The sequence below is a fragment of the Actinomadura parmotrematis genome (assembly GCF_019458805.1).
GTDB lineage: Bacteria > Actinomycetota > Actinomycetes > Streptosporangiales > Streptosporangiaceae > Spirillospora > Spirillospora parmotrematis.
Window position 1 is genome coordinate 255,053 of sequence record NZ_JAIBOA010000004.1, and the last position, 17,264, is coordinate 272,316.

At 75.4% G+C, this 17,264-nt stretch carries 16 protein-coding genes; 8 read left to right on the forward strand and 8 right to left on the reverse strand.

What is annotated here, in order from left to right:
• Positions 1-93: 93 nt before the first annotated feature.
• Positions 94-1,821, forward strand: coding sequence for a GAF domain-containing sensor histidine kinase (locus tag K1Y72_RS08595; protein ID WP_308286954.1), 1,728 nt, complete (start codon positions 94-96; stop codon positions 1,819-1,821).
• Between the two features lie 10 nt (positions 1,822-1,831).
• Here K1Y72_RS08595 and K1Y72_RS08600 read toward each other — a convergent pair whose 3' ends face one another.
• Positions 1,832-2,422, reverse strand: coding sequence for an Rv1733c family protein (locus tag K1Y72_RS08600; protein WP_220164926.1), 591 nt, complete (start codon positions 2,420-2,422; stop codon positions 1,832-1,834).
• A 218-nt stretch (positions 2,423-2,640) separates the two neighbouring features.
• On the opposite strand from K1Y72_RS08600, the gene K1Y72_RS08605 reads away from it, so the two are divergent.
• Positions 2,641-3,051, forward strand: a complete 411-nt coding sequence (locus tag K1Y72_RS08605; RefSeq protein ID WP_220164928.1) for a hypothetical protein — start codon at positions 2,641-2,643, stop codon at positions 3,049-3,051.
• Between the two features lie 9 nt (positions 3,052-3,060).
• Positions 3,061-3,999, forward strand: a complete 939-nt coding sequence (locus tag K1Y72_RS08610; RefSeq protein WP_308286955.1) for a cation diffusion facilitator family transporter — start codon at positions 3,061-3,063, stop codon at positions 3,997-3,999.
• Here the strand turns inward: K1Y72_RS08610 and K1Y72_RS08615 are convergent.
• Positions 3,954-5,039 (reverse strand): DUF475 domain-containing protein, encoded by a 1,086-nt coding sequence (locus K1Y72_RS08615; protein WP_220164930.1) that lies wholly within the window; start codon positions 5,037-5,039, stop codon positions 3,954-3,956. The genes K1Y72_RS08610 and K1Y72_RS08615 overlap by 46 nt on opposite strands.
• A 91-nt stretch (positions 5,040-5,130) precedes the next feature.
• On the reverse strand, positions 5,131-6,774 hold the full coding sequence (locus K1Y72_RS08620) for a protein kinase domain-containing protein (protein ID WP_220164932.1): 1,644 nt from the start codon (positions 6,772-6,774) through the stop codon (positions 5,131-5,133).
• A gap of 338 nt (positions 6,775-7,112) precedes the next feature.
• Here K1Y72_RS08620 and K1Y72_RS08625 point away from each other — a divergent pair, with 338 nt between their 5' ends.
• Entirely contained in the window at positions 7,113-9,029 is a 1,917-nt protein-coding gene (locus K1Y72_RS08625) for a glycoside hydrolase family 3 protein (protein WP_308286957.1), read from the forward strand.
• A gap of 59 nt (positions 9,030-9,088) precedes the next feature.
• Positions 9,089-9,406 carry a cupin domain-containing protein gene (locus tag K1Y72_RS08630; RefSeq protein ID WP_220164934.1) on the forward strand — a complete coding sequence of 106 codons (318 nt, stop codon included), beginning with the start codon at positions 9,089-9,091 and terminating at the stop codon, positions 9,404-9,406.
• 16 nt (positions 9,407-9,422) lie between these two features.
• Here K1Y72_RS08630 and K1Y72_RS08635 read toward each other — a convergent pair whose 3' ends face one another.
• The 4 genes from K1Y72_RS08635 to K1Y72_RS08650 all read right to left on the reverse strand — a co-directional run bounded on the left by K1Y72_RS08635 (position 9,423) and on the right by K1Y72_RS08650 (position 12,734).
• A complete protein-coding gene (locus K1Y72_RS08635) occupies positions 9,423-9,878 on the reverse strand; it encodes a hypothetical protein (protein WP_220164936.1) in 456 nt (151 codons plus the stop codon).
• Positions 9,879-9,966: 88 nt separating this feature from the next.
• A complete protein-coding gene (locus K1Y72_RS08640; protein ID WP_220164938.1) occupies positions 9,967-10,560 on the reverse strand; it encodes a LutC/YkgG family protein in 594 nt (197 codons plus the stop codon).
• A complete protein-coding gene (locus K1Y72_RS08645) occupies positions 10,547-11,944 on the reverse strand; it encodes a lactate utilization protein B (RefSeq protein ID WP_220164940.1) in 1,398 nt (465 codons plus the stop codon). The genes K1Y72_RS08640 and K1Y72_RS08645 overlap by 14 nt, the downstream gene beginning before the upstream one ends.
• A gap of 61 nt (positions 11,945-12,005) precedes the next feature.
• Positions 12,006-12,734, reverse strand: coding sequence for a (Fe-S)-binding protein (locus K1Y72_RS08650; RefSeq protein ID WP_220164942.1), 729 nt, complete (start codon positions 12,732-12,734; stop codon positions 12,006-12,008).
• A gap of 243 nt (positions 12,735-12,977) precedes the next feature.
• Between K1Y72_RS08650 and K1Y72_RS08655 the strand changes: the two genes are divergently transcribed.
• Positions 12,978-14,534 carry a purple acid phosphatase family protein gene (locus tag K1Y72_RS08655; RefSeq protein WP_220164943.1) on the forward strand — a complete coding sequence of 519 codons (1,557 nt, stop codon included), beginning with the start codon at positions 12,978-12,980 and terminating at the stop codon, positions 14,532-14,534.
• Positions 14,535-14,581: 47 nt separating this feature from the next.
• Here K1Y72_RS08655 and K1Y72_RS08660 read toward each other — a convergent pair whose 3' ends face one another.
• Positions 14,582-15,385, reverse strand: a complete 804-nt coding sequence (locus K1Y72_RS08660) for an ANTAR domain-containing protein (protein WP_220164945.1) — start codon at positions 15,383-15,385, stop codon at positions 14,582-14,584.
• Positions 15,386-15,716: 331 nt separating this feature from the next.
• On the opposite strand from K1Y72_RS08660, the gene K1Y72_RS08665 reads away from it, so the two are divergent.
• The gene (locus tag K1Y72_RS08665; protein ID WP_220164947.1) at positions 15,717-16,451 is read left to right on the forward strand and encodes a GAF and ANTAR domain-containing protein; all 735 of its coding nucleotides are present in this window, start codon (positions 15,717-15,719) and stop codon (positions 16,449-16,451) included.
• Positions 16,452-16,524: 73 nt separating this feature from the next.
• Entirely contained in the window at positions 16,525-17,130 is a 606-nt protein-coding gene (locus K1Y72_RS08670) for a flavodoxin family protein (protein ID WP_220164949.1), read from the forward strand.
• Positions 17,131-17,264: the final 134 nt, after the last annotated feature.

Here is a 17,264-nt window from a genome sequence, read left to right on the forward strand (position 1 = left end):
CGGCCGCGCCCGGTAGGCGCTACGTCCCCGAACGCGGGGGACGAAGGTCCCGTTCGGCTCCGAGCATCTCCCGAAGGCGGGGATACTGCACCCGTGGCGCATGAACCCCAGCATCCCGAGGAGCGGGCGCGGCTGATCCTGCCCCAGCTCCGGCTCGACGACCTGCTGTCGGAGGTCCAGGCGCGACTGGAGGCGGCGCGCGGCACCCGCGACCGGGTGCACGCGCTGCTGGAGGCGGTGGTCTCCATCGGCAGCGAGCTCGACCTGGCGATCGTGCTGCGCCGGATCACCGACGCGGCGATGACGCTGGTCGACGCCCGCTACGGCGCGCTCGGCGTGATCGACGAGGACGGCGAGAAGCTCGTCCAGTTCATCACCGTCGGGGTGAGCGACGCCGAGATCGCGGCGATCGGGCACTGGCCGCACGGCCACGGCATCCTCGGCCTGCTGATCAAGGAGCCGCACCCGCTGCGGCTGCCCGACCTCGCCGAGCACCCCGAGTCGGTGGGGTTCCCCGCCGCCCACCCGCCGATGCGGCGGTTCCTCGGCGTGCCGATCCGGGTGCGCGAGGAGGTGTTCGGCAACCTGTACCTGACCGAGAAGGCCGGCGGCGGGGAGTTCGAGGAGGAGGACGAGGTCGTCGTCACCGCCCTCGCGACGGCCGCCGGCATCGCGATCGAGAACGCCCGCCTCTACCAGGAGACGCGCCGCCGCGAGCGGTGGCTCCAGGCGTCGGCGGAGGTGTCCACCGCGCTGCTGTCGGGCACCGACCCGCACGAGGTCACCACCCTGGTGGCGCGCCGCGCCCAGGAGATCGCCGACGCCGCCATCGCCACCGTCGCGCTCTCCGACGAGCGCACCGGCGGCTCCGGCGGCGTCCTGGTCGTGGAGGCCGCCGAGGGGCTGCACGCCGACGCGCTGCGCGGCCTGGCCATCCCCGCCGACCACCACGTCGCGGGCCGCGTCTACCGGACCGGCGAGCCGATGCGGCTGAGCGACGGCGCCGAGGCCGCCCGCAGCGCCGACGTCCCGAGCGAGGTGGCGGTGGGCCCGGTGCTGCTCGTCCCGCTCGGCCTCGGCCCGGCGGCGCGCGGCATCATCGCGGTCGCGAACCCGCCCGGCGGGCCGGCGTTCAGCGACGCGACGCAGCGGCTGCTGGAGGCGTTCGCCGGGCAGGCCGCCATCGCGCTGGAGCTCGCCGACCGGCGCCGCGACACCGAGCGCCTCGCGCTGCTGGAGGACCGCGACCGGATCGCCCGCGACCTGCACGACACCGTCATCCAGCGGCTGTTCGCCACCGCCATGACGCTGATGAGCGCCATCAAGATCACCCAGAAGCCGGACGTGGCCAGCCGCGTCCAGCACGCCGTCGACGACCTCGACGAGACCATCCGGCAGATCCGGTCGACGATCTTCGCGCTGCAGAACGACCCCGGCGACACCGGCCTGCGCGCCCGCCTGCGCGCGGTGATCGACGCGGCCGCCGACCACCTCGGGTGCGCGCCGTCGGTGCGGCTGGACGGGCTGCTCGACACCGCCGTGCCCGACGCCGTCGCGGGCGAGCTGCTCGCCGTGCTGAGCGAGGCGCTGTCCAACATCGTCCGGCACGCCAAGGCCACCCAGGCGCTGGTGGCCGTCGAGGTCGGCGACCACCTGACGCTGCGGGTCGAGGACGACGGCGTGGGCCTGCCGCAGGGCGGCCGCCGGAGCGGCCTGCGCAACATGGCCGACCGCGCCGCCGCGCTCGGCGGCACGTTCAGCGCGGGCGAGCGGCCCGGCGGCGGCACCGTCCTCGTGTGGCGGGTGCCGATCCGCCGCTAGCGCTTCCGGGTCAGCGGGTGGACGGGCGGCAGAACTCGGCCCACTCCAGGTCCCACTGGCGGTAGCGGCGCCGGTCGCAGGCCCGCCGGACGCCCTGGTAGGCCAGGAGCAGCGGCAGCCCGGCGCCCGCCGCGGCGGCGGCCGACCCGGCGAGCACCGCCTCGCTGACGGTCCGCTCGTGCCGGCGGGACGGCTCCAGCGACGGGCGGCCGTCGGCGCCGATCCAGATGCGGCGCTGCTGCCCGCCGTCCACCGCCTGCCAGGTGGTGAACGTCCCGATCCGGTGCGCGCCGCCCGCGTCGGTCCACTCGGCGGTGACGGTGCGGCCGCGGGTGCCCGCGTCGACCCGGGTGAGGGTGGCGGTGACGGCGTGCCGGGTCGCGGCGTCGCGCTGCTCCAGCCGGAGGCCCCGGTCGTAGGCGAGGGAGCCGGCGCGCGCGGCGAACAGCCAGCCGGCCGCCGCGAACAGCAGCAGCAGGACGAGGCCGATGCGGCGCTGGCGGCGGTCGACGTCGCGCCGCAGCTCGTTGCCGTCGAGCCCGAGCCGGTGCCGGACGCGGGCCAGCCGCGGGCGCACGGCGGATGCAGGGGTGGGTCGCACTTCGTCCTCCCAGGGGGCCGTCACCGTGAAGGGTAGGCGAATTCAAGAAGTGGTACAGACCGACACAAGGAACGGCCATGGGGGACGAAAGTCCTCCCGGCGCGCCGCCGCGCGCCCGGGCGGGGGGTTCGGGACCTAGGTCCCTGGCGGGAGCGTGCTCGCGGCGTCACGATGGGTGATCTGCAAGCTTCGGGTCGGGGGGGACGATGAGGATCCTGATGACCGAGGCCGCTCCGGGGGACGGGCACATGATCGGCGCGCTGCTGGCCGTCGAGGGCCACCAGGTCGCGTTCTGCCATCCGCCCGGCACGGCCACGGGACCGTGCGCGGCGATGGCGCGCGGCGGGCGCTGCCCGCTCCGCGAGCGGCCGGTGGACGTCGTGGTGGACGTGCGGATCGGCGGCGAGGCCGCCCGCGCGGACGGCCTCGGCGCCGGCTGCGCGGTCCGCAGCGGCGTCCCGCTGCTGGTCGCCGGGACGGAGCCGCCCGCGGCCGACGTCGCCGAGCGGGCCCTGTTCGCCTGCGGTCCCGAGGACGTGGTGGCGGCCTGCGCGGGCTACGCGGACGGCCGCGCGGCCCGCTCGGCGGGCGGCGGCCCGGTGCGAGAGGGCGGGCCGGCCGGGCGCTAGCATGATCGCGTGACGGGACCGGGGGGCGCGGCCGCGCAGCGCGCGCTGCTGCGCCACATGGGCCTGTCGGTGGCCGCGGCGCTCGCCACCATCGCGCTGAAGTCCGCCGCCTGGCTGGTCACCGGCTCGGTCGGGCTGCTGTCGGACGCCGCCGAGTCGCTGGTGAACCTCGTCGCCGCCCTGGTCGGCCTCGGCGCGCTCCGCTGGGCGGCCCGGCCCGCCGACGAGGAGCACGCCTACGGGCACACCAAGGCCGAGTACTTCGCGGCCGGCGCGGAGGGCCTGATGATCTTCGTGGCGGCGGCGGCGATCGCCGTCGGCGCGGTGGAGCGGCTGCTCGCTCCCCGCCCGATCGACGCCGTCGGGGTCGGCCTCGCGATCTCGGCCGCCGCGTCGGTGCTGAACGGCGCGGTCGGCCTGCTGCTGGTCCGCGCCGGGCGCCGCCACCGCTCCATCGTCCTGGAGGCCGACGGGAAGCACCTGCTGACCGACGTGTGGACGTCGGCCGGCGTCATCGCGGGCGTCGCGGCCGTCGCGCTCACCGGCTGGGAGCGGCTGGACCCGATCGTCGCGCTCGCCGTCGCCGTCAACATCCTGTGGGCGGGCTTCGGGCTGCTCCGCCGGTCGGGCGGCGGCCTCATGGACCGCGCCCTGGAGAGCGCCGACCAGCGGCTCATCGCCGAGGCGCTCGCTCCGTTCGAGGCCGACGGCATCGTGTTCCACGCGGTGCGCACCCGCGAGTCCGGCAGCCGGGCGTTCGTGTCGATGCACGTGCTCGTCCCCGGCGCCTGGACGGTGCGGCGCGGCCACGACAAGGTCGAGGAGGTCGAGGCCGCCGTCCGCGCCCGGCTCCCGCACGCGACCGTCTTCACCCACCTGGAACCCGTCGAGGACCCCGCCTCCTACGCCGACATCGGCCTGGACCGCGACCCGCCGCCCGCGCCCTGATCGGCGGGGGCGGACGCGGACGCGGCGGCCTCGCGGCGGTTGCGGACGACCGAGGCGGCGAACGCGGCGATGATCAGGCCCGCGCCGAGGCCGCCGGTCAGCCACTCGGGCACCTCGTGCCCCACGCTCACCAGCATGCAGACGGCCAGCGCGCCGATCGCCCAGTGCGCGCCGTGCTCCAGGTAGACGTACTCGTGCAGCGTCCCCTTGCGGACGAGGAAGACCGTCAGGGACCGGATGTACATGGCGCCGATGCCGAGCCCGATGGCGATGATGATCGGGTCGGTGCTGATGGCGAACGCGCCGATGACGCCGTCGAAGGAGAACGAGGCGTCCAGCACCTCCAGGTACACGAAGAGGAAGAAGGCGGCCTTGCCGACGGCGCCGGCCGCCCCGGCGCGCTCCTCGGACTCCTCCTCGGCCTCGGCGAACAGCTCGCCGAGCCCGTTCACCAGCACGTAGGTGACCATGCCGAGCACCCCGGCGACCATGACGTCGCCGGCGTCCGCCGCCCAGAACGAGGCGACGAGCACGAGCGCGCCGCCCGAGATCACCACGGGCAGCCGGTCCAGCGCCCCGAGCCGCGCGAGGGGGCGCTCCAGCCAGGTCAGCCAGCGCTCCTCGCGGTCCGCGAAGACGAACTCCAGGAACAGCATCATGAGGAACATGCCGCCGAACGCCGCGATCATCGGATAGGCGTCCTCCAGCAGGTGCTGGTAGCGGGCGTGGTCGTGCAGCGCCAGGTCCAGGGCGCGCCCCGGGCCGAGCCGGGCGGTGATCCCGACGATCAGCAGCGGGAAGACCAGCCGCATGCCGAACACCGCGATGGCGACGCCGACGGTCAGGAAGACCTTCTGCCAGAACGGGCTCATCCGGTCCAGCACCTTGGCGTTCACCACGGCGTTGTCGAACGACAGCGAGATCTCCAGGACGGCGAGCACCGCCACCAGCGCGAGGCCCGCGCTCCCGTCGTAGAGGAAGGCGGCCGCCAGGCCGGCGAGGGTGACCACGAACGCGCCGGCGAACGTGCGGGTGATCACGGGCTGCCTCCAGGGCGCTCGGCGGACGGGTCCGGGCGGTGTGCGGTTCCATGGTCGCGTGCCGCCGCCGGCGGTGCCACGCCGCCCCGCGTCACAGGACCGACAGGGCGACGGCGGACACGAGGAACACCGCCTGGGCGGTCCACGCCGTCACGGTGGCGGGCACCGGGCGGAGCCGCGCGCAGGTGAAGGCGGCCGACCCGGCGGCCAGGGACGCGAGCAGCGTCCACAGGCCGTACCGCGAGCCCCACAGGCCGTACCGCGCCCCGGCGAGCAGCGTGATCAGCGCGACGGGGACGGCGGCGACGACCCCCAGCGCGCGGCGGCCGCCCTTCGGGCGCGCCTCGAACGTCCCCCGGGCGAGCAGCAGGACGAGGGCGAGCGCGCTCGCCGCCGTCATCGCCAGCCAGGCGAGCACGGCGGGGTCGACGGTGCCGGTGAGGAGGTAGCGCAGCCGGAACGCCAGGAAGGGCAGGAGCACGGCGAGGGCCGCCGCCCCGGCGTCGGCGGCCCGGCCGCGGACGAGGGCGAGCACGCCCGGCAGCAGCATCAGCAGCGTCGCCGACACCACCGCGACGGCCGTCTGCACGCCGGACGTCTCGGAGGTGTCGTGCAGGTACACCGCCGACTGCGCGATCCATCCCACGACGGCGAGGGCGCCGGTGGCGAGGCCGAGGAGCCGCGCGGCCGGACCGGGGCCGGTCCCGGAGCGGGCGGGGACGCGCCCGGCGGCGTGCGTGGGCGCGATGGGGGCGGACGGGAACGGCGTCGGGACCGGCTGCTGGAAGACGGTCGCGGGCGCCTGCTGCGGGACCGGCCGCGTGACGGGCGGCGGCATGGTGGGCGGCGGCGGGACGGGCCGCCCCGCCGCGGCCTGCTCCAGCGTCCGCCGCATGGCGGCGGCGTCCGGGAAGCGCTGCCCGGGGTCCTTGGCGAGCGCGGTGAGGACGACGGCGTCCAGCGCGGGCGGCAGGCCCGGCCGGTGCGCCGACGGCGGCTCGGGGTGCCGGCTGATGTGGTGGAGCAGCACGACCGTGGGGATGTCGGCGACGAACGGCGGCCGTCCCGTGAGCATCTCGTAGAGGACGCAGCCGACCGAGTACAGGTCGCTGCGGGCGTCCACCGGGTGGCCCTCGGCCTGCTCGGGCGACAGGTAGGAGGGGGTGCCGACGAGCGCGCCGGTCCAGGTGAGGCGGGTGGCGGCGTCCGACAGCAGCCGGGCGATGCCGAAGTCCATCACCTTCACGTCGGGGCGCGGCCCGGCGCCGTGCACCATGATGTTGGACGGCTTGATGTCGCGGTGCACGACGCCCTTGCCGTGGCTGTGCTCCAGCGCCTCCAGGACGGCGCCCGCGATCGCCGCCGCCCGCGCGGGCGGCAGCGGGCCCTCCCCGACCTCCTCGCCGAGCGTGCGGCCCGGGACGAGCTCCATCACCAGGTAGGGCGTCGGCTCGTCGTCGGCGGTGTCCTCGCCGAGGTCGTGGACGTGGGTGATGCCGCGGTGGTTGAGGGCCGCCATCGCCCGCGCCTCGCGCTGGAAGCGGGCGCGCGCCCCCTCCGACCGGGTGAGCTCGGCGGGCAGCGTCTTCACCGCCACGAGGCGGTCCAGCGGCAGGTCGCGGGCGCGGTACACCACGCCCATCCCGCCCCGGCCGATCGGGCCGAGCAGCTCGTACCTGCCGGACAGCACCCGTCCCGGGCCGTCCGGCCCGCCCGTTCCGCGCTCCTCGGTCACCACGGGAGGGTAACAGCGGTCCGGGCATAACGGACGGCCGCAAAGGGGCGCCCGGGAAACGGGCGGCCAGGTGTGGACAGCGGGCCGCCGTCCGCCGGCCGCGGGCGGTGCCGCGAGCAGGGGCGGGGGAGCGGCGCGGCGGCGCCGCCCCACTTATTTCGCTGCGTGATTTAACCCGTGAATTTAGGGTCCGTCAAGGTCCCCCGAGCCCCGCGCCGGACGCCGCCGCCGGTCCGCCGCCGCCCGCCCGGCGGCGTTCTTGACAGCCGTCCGGACCGGACAGATCGTGCCTTTCGACCCCGACCGCCGATCTCCACCCCCGATCGAGGAGGGACCTCGTGCGCACCCCCCGTATCCCGCGCCGGCGCGCCGCGCTCGCGGCGGCGCTGGCCCTGGCCGGCGGCCTGCTGCCCGCCGGCTCCGCGCAGGCCGCCCCGCCCGGCGCCCCGCCCGCCGCCGCCCCCTACCTGAACCCCCGGCTCCCGGTGGCGGCCCGCGTGCAGGACCTGCTCGGCCGGATGACGACCGCCGAGAAGATCGGCCAGATGGCGCAGGCCGAGCGCGGCGCGATCGACGCCGACCCCGCCCAGATCACCGCCCTCGGGCTCGGCTCGGTGCTGTCGGGCGGCGGCTCCACCCCGGCCGACAACACCCCGGCGGGCTGGGCCGACATGGTGGACCGCTACCAGCGGGCCGCGCTCGCCACCCGGCTGCACATCCCGCTCATCTACGGCGTGGACTCGGTGCACGGCCACGGCAACCTCGTCGGCGCCACCGTCTTCCCGCACAACATCGGGATGGGCGCGACCCGCGACCCGGCGCTCGTCCGCCGCGAGGAGCAGATCACCGCGATCGAGACGCGCGCCACGGGCCCGCAGTGGGTGTTCGCGCCCTGCTTCTGCGTCGCCCGCGACGACCGCTGGGGCCGCACCTACGAGAGCTTCGGCGAGGACCCCGCGCTCGTCACCGCGATGACGACCGCCGTCGACGGCTTCCAGGGCACCCGGCCGGGCGACCTCGCGGGCCCGGGCCGCGTCCTCGCGACCGCCAAGCACTTCGCCGGGGACGGCGACACCGTCTACGGCACGTCCACCAGCGGCACGTACACCATCGACCAGGGCGTCACGGTCAGCTCCCGCGCCCGCTTCGCACGGATCGACCTGCCGCCCTACGTCGCCGCCGTCCGCGCCCACCACGTCGGGTCGATCATGCCGTCGTTCTCCAGCGTGGACTGGACCGACGACGGCGTCGGGAACCCCGTCAAGATGAGCGCGCACGCCGAGCTGCTCACCGGCGTGCTGAAGAAGAAGATCGGCTTCAAGGGCTTCCTGATCAGCGACTGGGCGGCGATCCAGCAGCTCCCCGGCACCTACGCCGACCAGGTCCGCGCCTCGGTGAACGCCGGCATGGACATGTTCATGGAGCCCTACAGCACCCCGCAGTTCACGCGGACGCTCGCCGCCGAGGTCGCCGCGGGCCGGGTGAAGATCTCCCGCATCGACGACGCGGTGCGCCGCATCCTCACCGCCAAGTTCGAGCTCGGCCTGTTCGAGCACCCCTACACCGACCGGCGCAACATCGGCACGATCGGGTCGCCCGCGCACCGCGCCGTCGCCCGCCAGGCCGTCGCCGAGTCGCAGGTGCTGCTGAAGAACAGCGGGCACGCGCTGCCGCTGAAGCCGTCCGCCAAGATCTACGTGGCGGGCGCCAACGCCGACGACATCGGCAACCAGTCCGGCGGCTGGACGGTCACGTGGCAGGGCCAGTCCGGGAACGTCATCCCCGGCACCACGATCCTGCAGGGCATCCGGCAGCGCGCGTCGGACGTCACCTACAGCGCCGACGCCTCCGCGCCCGTCAGCGGCCAGGACACCGGCATCGTCGTCGTCGGCGAGACCCCGTACGCCGAGGGCGTCGGCGACGTCGGCAACGGCCACACCCTGAACCTGTCCGGCGCCGACAAGGCGAACATCGGCAAGGTCTGCTCGGCGGTGAAGACCTGCGTCGTCCTGGACGTCGCCGGACGCCCGCAGATCGTCACCGACGAGCTCGCCGAGACCGACGCGTTCGTGGCGTCCTGGCTGCCCGGCAGCGAGGGCGCGGGCGTGTCCGACGTCCTGTTCGGCGCCCGGCCCTTCACCGGGAGGCTGCCGGTGAGCTGGCCGCGCAGCGAGGCGCAGGAGCCGGTCAACGTCGGCGACCGGGACTACGCGCCGCTGTTCCCCTACGGCTACGGCCTCACCACGCGGCGCTGACCGCCGGCCCCGCACGCCCGCCGGGTGTGCGGGGCCGCACGCCGGGGGAGGGTCGGGACATGGACAACGCCCACGACATCCCCGCCCTCGTCCGCGAGCACCTGGACGCCGCCCGCCGCTCCGACCACGGCCGGAGCGCCCGCCTGCTCGTCCACGACGGCCCGCTCCGCCAGTCGATCATCGCGTTGCGGGCGGGCGGCGCCCTGGACGAGCACGAGGCGCCGCCCGCCGCGTCCCTGCACGTGCTGGCCGGGAAGGTGCGGCTGAACGACCGGGCGCTCAGCGCGGGCGAGCTGGTCCCGATCCCGCACGAGCGGCACGCCCTGTCCGCCGACGAGGACGCGGCCGTCCTGCTCACCACGGTCACCGGGATCTGACGCGGGCTCCGGCGCCTCAGCCGTTGTTCTGCGCGAAGTTCACCACGCGCCAGCCGGTGGCCGGGTAGGGGTCCACGTAGAAGTGGGTGGAGCCGCCGCCCTGCGCGGCGTAGTAGCAGTCGTAGGCGTAGCTCACCCCGACGGCGGAGCCCTGCCGGCAGCTCTGGATGCGGGTGGTGGTGTCGACGGCCCCGGCGAAGACCTTGTCGACGGTCCTCGGGCCGCCGGCCTTGAGGGCGGCGTTCTTGTCGCCCTTGTGCCAGGCGGCGAGCAGCGCCTCGGCGGCTGCCTGGGCGGTGGGGAACCTGCCGCCCGCCGCCGGCGTCCCGGCCGAAGCCGGGCCGGTGGTGGACGCTCCGGGGGCGGACGCTCCGGGGGTGGCGGCCGACTTCGGGGACGGGTCGTTCCCGAGGGAGCACCCGGCGGTCAGGAGGAGGCAGGGGAGGAGGGCGGCGGTCAGCGGACGGCGCATCGGGTCTCCAGCATCTCGAAGGACAACCGGTGAGATGGCCGGGCGCGTCCGGTAGTTCGCTTTCGGCCGGTCCGGGTCAGCGCCCCGTTCAGAGCAGGAAGACCTCCAGCGTCCGCGGGCCGTGCACGCCCTCCACCCGCGACAGCTCGATGTCGCTGGTCGCCGACGGGCCCGACACGAACGTCAGCGGCCGGGTCACGTCGATCCGGGCGAGGGCGTCCGGCACGTCGGCGGCGATCTGGTCCGCGCGGACGACGACGAGGTGGTGGTCGGGGACCAGGGTGAGGGCGCGCCGCCCCTGCCCCGGACCGTGGTCGAGGACGATCGTGCCGGTCTCGGCGATCACGGCGGTGCAGCCGGTGACCGTCCCGGCGGCCCACTCCAGGTCGGCGTCCGGGCCGGCGAGGCGGGCGGCGTCGATCCCGGCCGTCCACGCGGCGGGCAGGCCGTCCGGGACGACGTAGGCGCCGGGCCGGAACGCGGCGGCGAGCGCGGCGGGCAGATCCGCCTCCGTCACGCGGTGGACGGCGGCGCGGTAGTCGGCGATCCGCTCGGCGGCCAAGTCGAGGAGGCCGTTCTCGTGGTGGCGCCGCAGGTAGGGGCGGGGGATCGCGGCGTACGCGGCGGCGGGGTCGCCGCCGGCGGGGCGGAGCCGGGCGAGGATGTCGTCACGAGCCGTCACGGGTCCTCCTCCACCAGGCGCGGAACGATTCGGCGGGCGGCACCGGCACGTCGCGGGTGTCGGTCCAGGCGCGCGGGACGCGGGCGTGGCGGGCGAAGCGCCGCCCGCGCCCGGCGAGCGCCTGCGCGGCGGCGAGGCGGGCGGCGGAGTTCAGCGCCCAGCCCGCGGCGCCCATCGCCGCCCGCTCGGCGGGCCTCTTCGGCGCCCTGGCGCGCAGGTGCACCAGCACCTCGGGGATGTCGATCGCGACGGGGCACACCTCGTAGCAGGCGCCGCAGAGCGAGGACGCGAACGGCAGCGAGGCGTCCACCTCCGACCCGATGCCGCGGATCTGCGGCGACAGGATCGCGCCGATCGGGCCGGGGTAGGGCGAGCCGTAGGCGTGGCCGCCCGCCCGCGCGTACACCGGGCACACGTTGAGGCAGGCCGAGCAGCGGATGCAGCGGAGCGCCTGCCGCCCGACGGGGTCGGCGTGCGTGGCGGTGCGGCCGTTGTCCAGCAGCACCAGGTGGAAGGCCTGCGGGCCGTCGCCGGGGGTCACGCCCGTCCACGCCGAGGTGTAGGGGTTCATCCGCTCGGCGGTGGACGAGCGCGGCAGGAGCTGGAGGAACACCTCCAGGTCGCGGGCGGTCGGCAGCAGCTTCTCGATGCCCATGACGGTGATGAGGGTGTCGGGCAGCGTCAGGCACATGCGGCCGTTGCCCTCGGACTCCACCACGAGGACGGTGCCGGTGTCGGCGATCGCGAAGTTGGCGCCCGACACCGCGACCTTCGCCGACAGGAACTTGGCGCGCAGGTGGCGGCGGGCGGCCTCGGCGAGCGCCGCCGGGTCGTCGGTGAGGTCGTCCGGCGCCGACGGCATCCGCGCGCGGAACAGCGCGCGGATCTCGGCGCGGTTCTTGTGGATCGCCGGGACCAGGATGTGCGACGGCCGGTCGTCGCCGAGCTGCACGATGAGCTCGGCGAGGTCGGTCTCGTGCGCGGTGATCCCGGCCTCGGCGAGCGCCTCGTTCAGGCCGGTCTCCTGCGTCGCCATCGACTTGACCTTCACGACCTCGGTCTCGCCGGTCGCCCGCACCAGCCGGGTGACGATCGCGTTGGCCTCGGCGGCGTCGCGCGCCCAGTGCACCGTCCCGCCCGCGGCGGTGACCCGCTCCTCCAGCAGCTCCAGGTAGTGGGCCAGATGGGCGAGGGTGTGGTCCTTGATCGCCTTGCCGGCCGCGCGCAGCTCGGCCCAGTCGTCCAGCTCGGCGACGGCGGCCGCGCGGCGGGCGCGGATCGTCCCGGTCGCGTGCGCGAGGTTGCCGCGCAGCCGGGTGTCGGCGACGGCGGCGCGGGCCGCCTTCGGGAACGCGGGCATCCCCACGTACGTCGGCATCGTCATGCGCTGCTCGCAGGGGTCACGAGGGTCACGAGGGTCACGGGGGTCACAGGGGTCACGGGGGTCATGAGGTGCTCGCCAGGATCTCGGCGAGGTGCGCGACCCGCACCCCGCTCCGCTGCCGCCCGAGGGCGCCGCCGATGTGCATGAGGCAGGAGTTGTCGGCGGCGCAGAGCACCTCGGCGCCGGTGCTCTTCACCGCCGCGACCTTGTCGGCGCACATGGCCGCCGACACGTCGGCGTTCTTCAGCGCGAACGTGCCGCCGAACCCGCAGCACTCGGCGGCGTCCGGCAGGTCGACCAGGTCGAGGCCGCGCACCTCGCGGAGCAGCCGCAGCGGCTTGTCGCCGAGCTTCAGCATGCGCAGCGAGTGGCACGTCGGGTGGTAGGCGACGCGGTGCGGGAAGGACGCGCCGACGTCCGTCACCCCGAGCACGTCCACGAGCAGCTCCGACAGCTCGTGGACGCGCGGCGCGAGCGCGGCGGCGCGCTCGGCGAGCCGCTCGCGCCCGCTGCGGGCGGCGAGCCTGGCGTGCCACTCGCGGACCATCGCCGCGCACGACCCGGACGGCGCGACGACCGCGTCGCAGTCCTCGAACGCGCCGGTGAACGCCTCGACCAGCTTCACGGCCTCGCCGGGGTAGCCGGTGTTGAGGTGCATCTGCCCGCAGCAGGTCTGCGCGGGCGGGAACGCGACCCGGTGGCCGAGCCGCTCCAGCAGCGCGACGACGGCTTTCCCGGTGTCGGGGAACAGCGTGTCGTTCACGCAGGTCACGAACAGTGCGATCTTCATTCGGCGCTCTTCACGGGACGGCGGGCTCGGGCGGACGGGCGTCCCCAGCAGCATCACACACCGCCCCGCCCGCCCAGAACGGGCCGCCCCGCCGCCCTCGCGCGCTTTCGCGAGTGCTTGAGCGTGCGCCCCCACCTGCGCGTTACCCCGGCGGCTTCACGACGTGTACGACCGCTGTTCATCTTCGCGGCACCCGCGGCACGGCGGGGAGGTCCACCCTTCCGTGGTGTGAATACTCCTCGAATGGGCGTTCCCGACGAGCTGGCCGCGCGGATGAGCATGGCCGAGCAGCACGAGTACCTGCACTCCAAGTTCTCCCGCCGCCGCCTGCTGCGCGGCGGCGCGACCACCGCCGGCGCCCTCGCCGCCGGCGCGCTGCTGACCGGCCGCGCGGACGCGGCGCCGACCGTGCTCACCGCGCCCGCCACCGCGAAGATCGACGGCGCGCTCGTCGCGCCGATCGGCCGCCACCTGGCGTTCGGCAACGACCCGCGCACCCAGATGACGGTGTCGTGGCAGGTGCCCGCCGCGGTGAAGAACCCCTTCATCCGCATCGGCACCGCCCCCTGGAACCTCTCCCACAAGATCGCCGCCGAGGTGCGCAGCCTGTACACGCCCGCGGGCGTCGGCGCGAGCCCGAACCTCACCCAGTACTTCCTGCACGCCCAGCTGTCCCGGCTGAAGCCCGGCACCACCTACTACTACGGCGTCGGCCACGACGGCTTCGACCCGGCGAACGCCCACCTGGCCGGCACCGTCGGCACGTTCACGACGGCGCCCGCCACCGGCGGCAAGTTCACCTTCACCGCCTTCGGCGACCAGGGCGTCAGCTACCACGCCCTCGCCAACGACAGCCTCATCCTGGCGCGCAGGCCCGCGTTCCACCTGCACGCGGGCGACATCTGCTACGCCGACTCCTCGGGCGCCGGCCAGACCGGCGACACCTTCGACGCCCGCACCTGGGAGCAGTTCCTCGCCCAGACCGAGACGGTCGCCAAGCAGCTCCCGTGGATGGTCGCCTACGGCAACCACGACATGGAGGCCTGGTACTCGCCGAACGGGTACGGCGGCGAGGAGGCCCGCTTCTCCATGCCCTCGAACGGCCCGGACCCGCGCAACCTGCCCGGCGTCTACTCGTTCGTCTACGGCAACACCGCGGTGATCTCGCTGGACGCCAACGACGTGTCCTACGAGATCAAGGCGAACCTGGACATCTCCAAGGGCGCCCAGACCGCCTGGCTGGAGAGGCAGCTCAAGGGCTTCCGGGCCCGCCGCGACGTCGACTTCGTCGTGGTGTTCTTCCACCACTGCGCGTTCTCCACCACCAACCAGCACGCCTCGGAGGGCGGCGTCCGCGAGAAGTGGGTGCCGCTGTTCGAGAAGTACCAGGTGGACCTGGTCGTCAACGGCCACAACCACGTCTACGAGCGCACCGACGCCATCAAGGGCGCCGCGCTGAAGACGCTGCCGATCGGCGGCACGGTGAACCCGGCCGAGGACGGCGTCGTCTACGTGACGGCGGGCGGCGCGGGCCGCAGCCTCTACAGCTTCCCCTCGCCCGACAGCTACGAGGGCCACGAGGCGAACGTGGACACCGTCGCGTCCTACACCTGGGACAAGGACGGCAACAAGGTCCCCGAGTCGGTGCACTGGTCGCGCGTCCGCTACACCGGCTACTCGTTCATCTCGGTGGACGTCACCCCGGGGCACTTCGGCCGCCCGTCGACGCTCGCGGTCACCGCTCTCGCCGAGAACGGCACCGAGGTCGACCGCTTCACCATCTCCCGCCCGGCCCGCTGACGCACGCGGGCGGCGTCCCCCGGCCGGGGGACGCCGCCCGCGCCGCGCTAGAGGCCGTCGGCGGCGTCGGGGGCGGCGACGACGCCTTCGGCGAGGCGGATGAGCTTGACGTTGAGGTTCTGCGAGGCGCTCGCCAGCACGTCGAACGCGTCGCCGGGCGTCAGGTGGCGGCGGGCCATGAGGATGCCCGTCGCCTGCCCGATCACGGTGCGGGTGTCCACCGCGCGGCGCAGGTTCTCGATCCGGGCCTGGACGCCGGCGCGCTCGGCGTCGGCCCGGCTCGCGGTGAGGGCCGCGCGCAGGGCGAGGGAGGCGTGCGTGGCGAGCAGCAGCGCGACGTCGCGGTTGTCGCCGGCGAGCGCGCCGCGGGTCCGCGAGTACAGGGTGAGCGTGCCGTCCACCACGACCGCCGCGGGCGCGCCGGGCGGCGCCGACGACAGCAGCGCCGTCGACAGGACGGCGAGATGGCCGCGCCCGGCGGCGTGCGGGCCGAACCGCGGCCAGGCCGGATCGGTGTCGAGGCCGCCGCTGTAGGCGTAGCCGGGGCCGGCGGGCGCGGCGGCGTCCAGGCAGGGCCCCTCCCCGTGGCGGTGCTGGAAGGCGTCCAGCTCGGCGGCCGCGTCGTCGCTGCGGGCCGGCGTCCGGACGGCGCCGTCCGGGCCGCGCAGGGTGATGCCGGCCGCGTCGGCGTCGGGGACCAGCAGCCGGGCGGCTCCGACGACGCGCTGCAGCACCCCCTCGACGCTGTCGGCGGCCAGCAGGGAACCGGTCAGCTCGGCCAGCCGCCGGGCCAGCGACGCGGGGCGCCGGCCATCGGGTTCCGGTCGGACAACGGATCGGTCGGTCGTCATGCGTCCCTCGGGAGGCGCCCGCCGGTCGGCGGCGGGAGCGGGCGGAGCGGAGGACGATCACGGCATGCCGCCGCACGGCGCGCCACCGGGGCGGCCGAGGGGTGGGACGGCGGGTCGTGCGGGCGCAGGCGTCATCGTCTCCGGAGCGTGGAGTGGCGAACCAGGCCGGCTGTTTGACCCGAAGGGCACCGGATCGATCCGGTGCCCTTCGCAGACGCTACACCGAACGCCCGCACGGCGAGCACCGCCCGCGCCGGTGGGGCGCGGGCGGTGCGGCGGGAAAGGATGGCAGAGTGGAGGGCGACCCAGCGCGCGAGGTGAGGACGGCAACGTGGCCCCCGAGACCGACGACGAGTTCCCCGCCGCGGAGCTGAGCGAGGTGACCCGGCTCCTGCTGAAGGCGGCCAACGTCGCCGAGGTGCTGCAGCGCGTCACCGACGCCGCGCGGGCCCTCGTGCCCGGCGTCGACGTCGTCAGCCTGACCCTGCGCGACGGCCGCGGCAGGCTGCACACGCCGGCGCTCACCGCGCCCGTCGCCGAGGAGCTGGACGCCCTCCAGGAGCGCTTGGCGGAGGGCCCCTGCCTGGACGCCGCGCTGATCAGCGGGGCGTCGTTCGTGGAGAGCACCGACCTGGCGGGCGACGGGCGCTGGCCGGCGTTCGGGCCCGGCGCGGCCGGCCTCGGCCTGACCGCCGTCCTCGCCACGCCCCTGGTCGCCGAGGGCGACGAGCACGCCGGCGCGCTCAACCTGTACGCGCGGCACCGCGATATGTGGGAGCCCGCCGTCCGCGGCGTCACGCTGATCCTCGCCGGGCACGCCGCGCTCGCCCTCGCCGGGACGCGGGCGCGCGACCGGGCCGCGCTGACCGAGACCAACCTGCGCCGCGCGATCGACAGCCGGGACGTCATCGGCCAGGCCAAGGGCATCCTCATGGCCCGCCGCGGCATCACCGCCGACCAGGCGTTCGCCCTGCTGTCGCGGACCTCCCAGGACCTCAACATCAAGATCGGGGAGCTGGCGCGGGCGCTCGCCGACCGGCCCGAGGCGCTCGACCCGCCCCGCTGAGCGTTTCGCCGGCCGCGCGCGGGTAGGGGGAGCGTCCGCGACGATCCCGCGGGGGACCTGGGAGGACGTGCCGATGCGCGCGGTAGTGATCAACTGCACCCTGAAGGCGAGCCCGGAGCCGTCCAACACCGGCGCCCTCGCCGGTGAGGTGGTCAAGGCGCTCGAGGAGCGCGGCGTCACGGTGGACACCGTGCGGGCCGCCGACCTGAACCTGCCGCCCGGCGTCCGGACCGACATGGGGCCCGGCGACGACTGGCCGCGCGTGCACGAGATGCTGCTCGACGCCGAGATCCTCGTCGTCGCCTCGCCGACCTGGGCGGGGCACCCGTCCTCGTTCGCCCAGCGCGTCATCGAGCGGATGGACGCGATGATCTCCGAGACCGACGGCGACGGCCGCCCCGTCGCCTACGACCGGGTGGCGGGCGTCGTCTGCACCGGCAACGAGGACGGCGCCCACCACGTCATCAGCGAGATCACCGGGGCGCTCGGCGACTTCGGCTACACGATCCCCGCGCAGGCGTGGACGTACTGGAACAAGGGCCCCGGGCCGGGCGACGACTACCTGGACACCGACGAGGGGCACGGCTGGGCGGCGAAGACCGGCCGGGCCATGGCCGCGAACCTGGTGACGGTCGCCGAGGCGCTCGCCGCGCACCCCCTCCAGGCGCCGCCGGAGTGACCCGGGCGCCGGGCGGGAACCGCACGGGCCGGTGCCCGCCCCTCCTCGGGCACCGGCCCGGTCGTGGGGCCGCGTCCCAGGACGGCGTCCTCCTGACCCGGGGCGGGGGCGTGAAACATCCCCGTGAAACATCC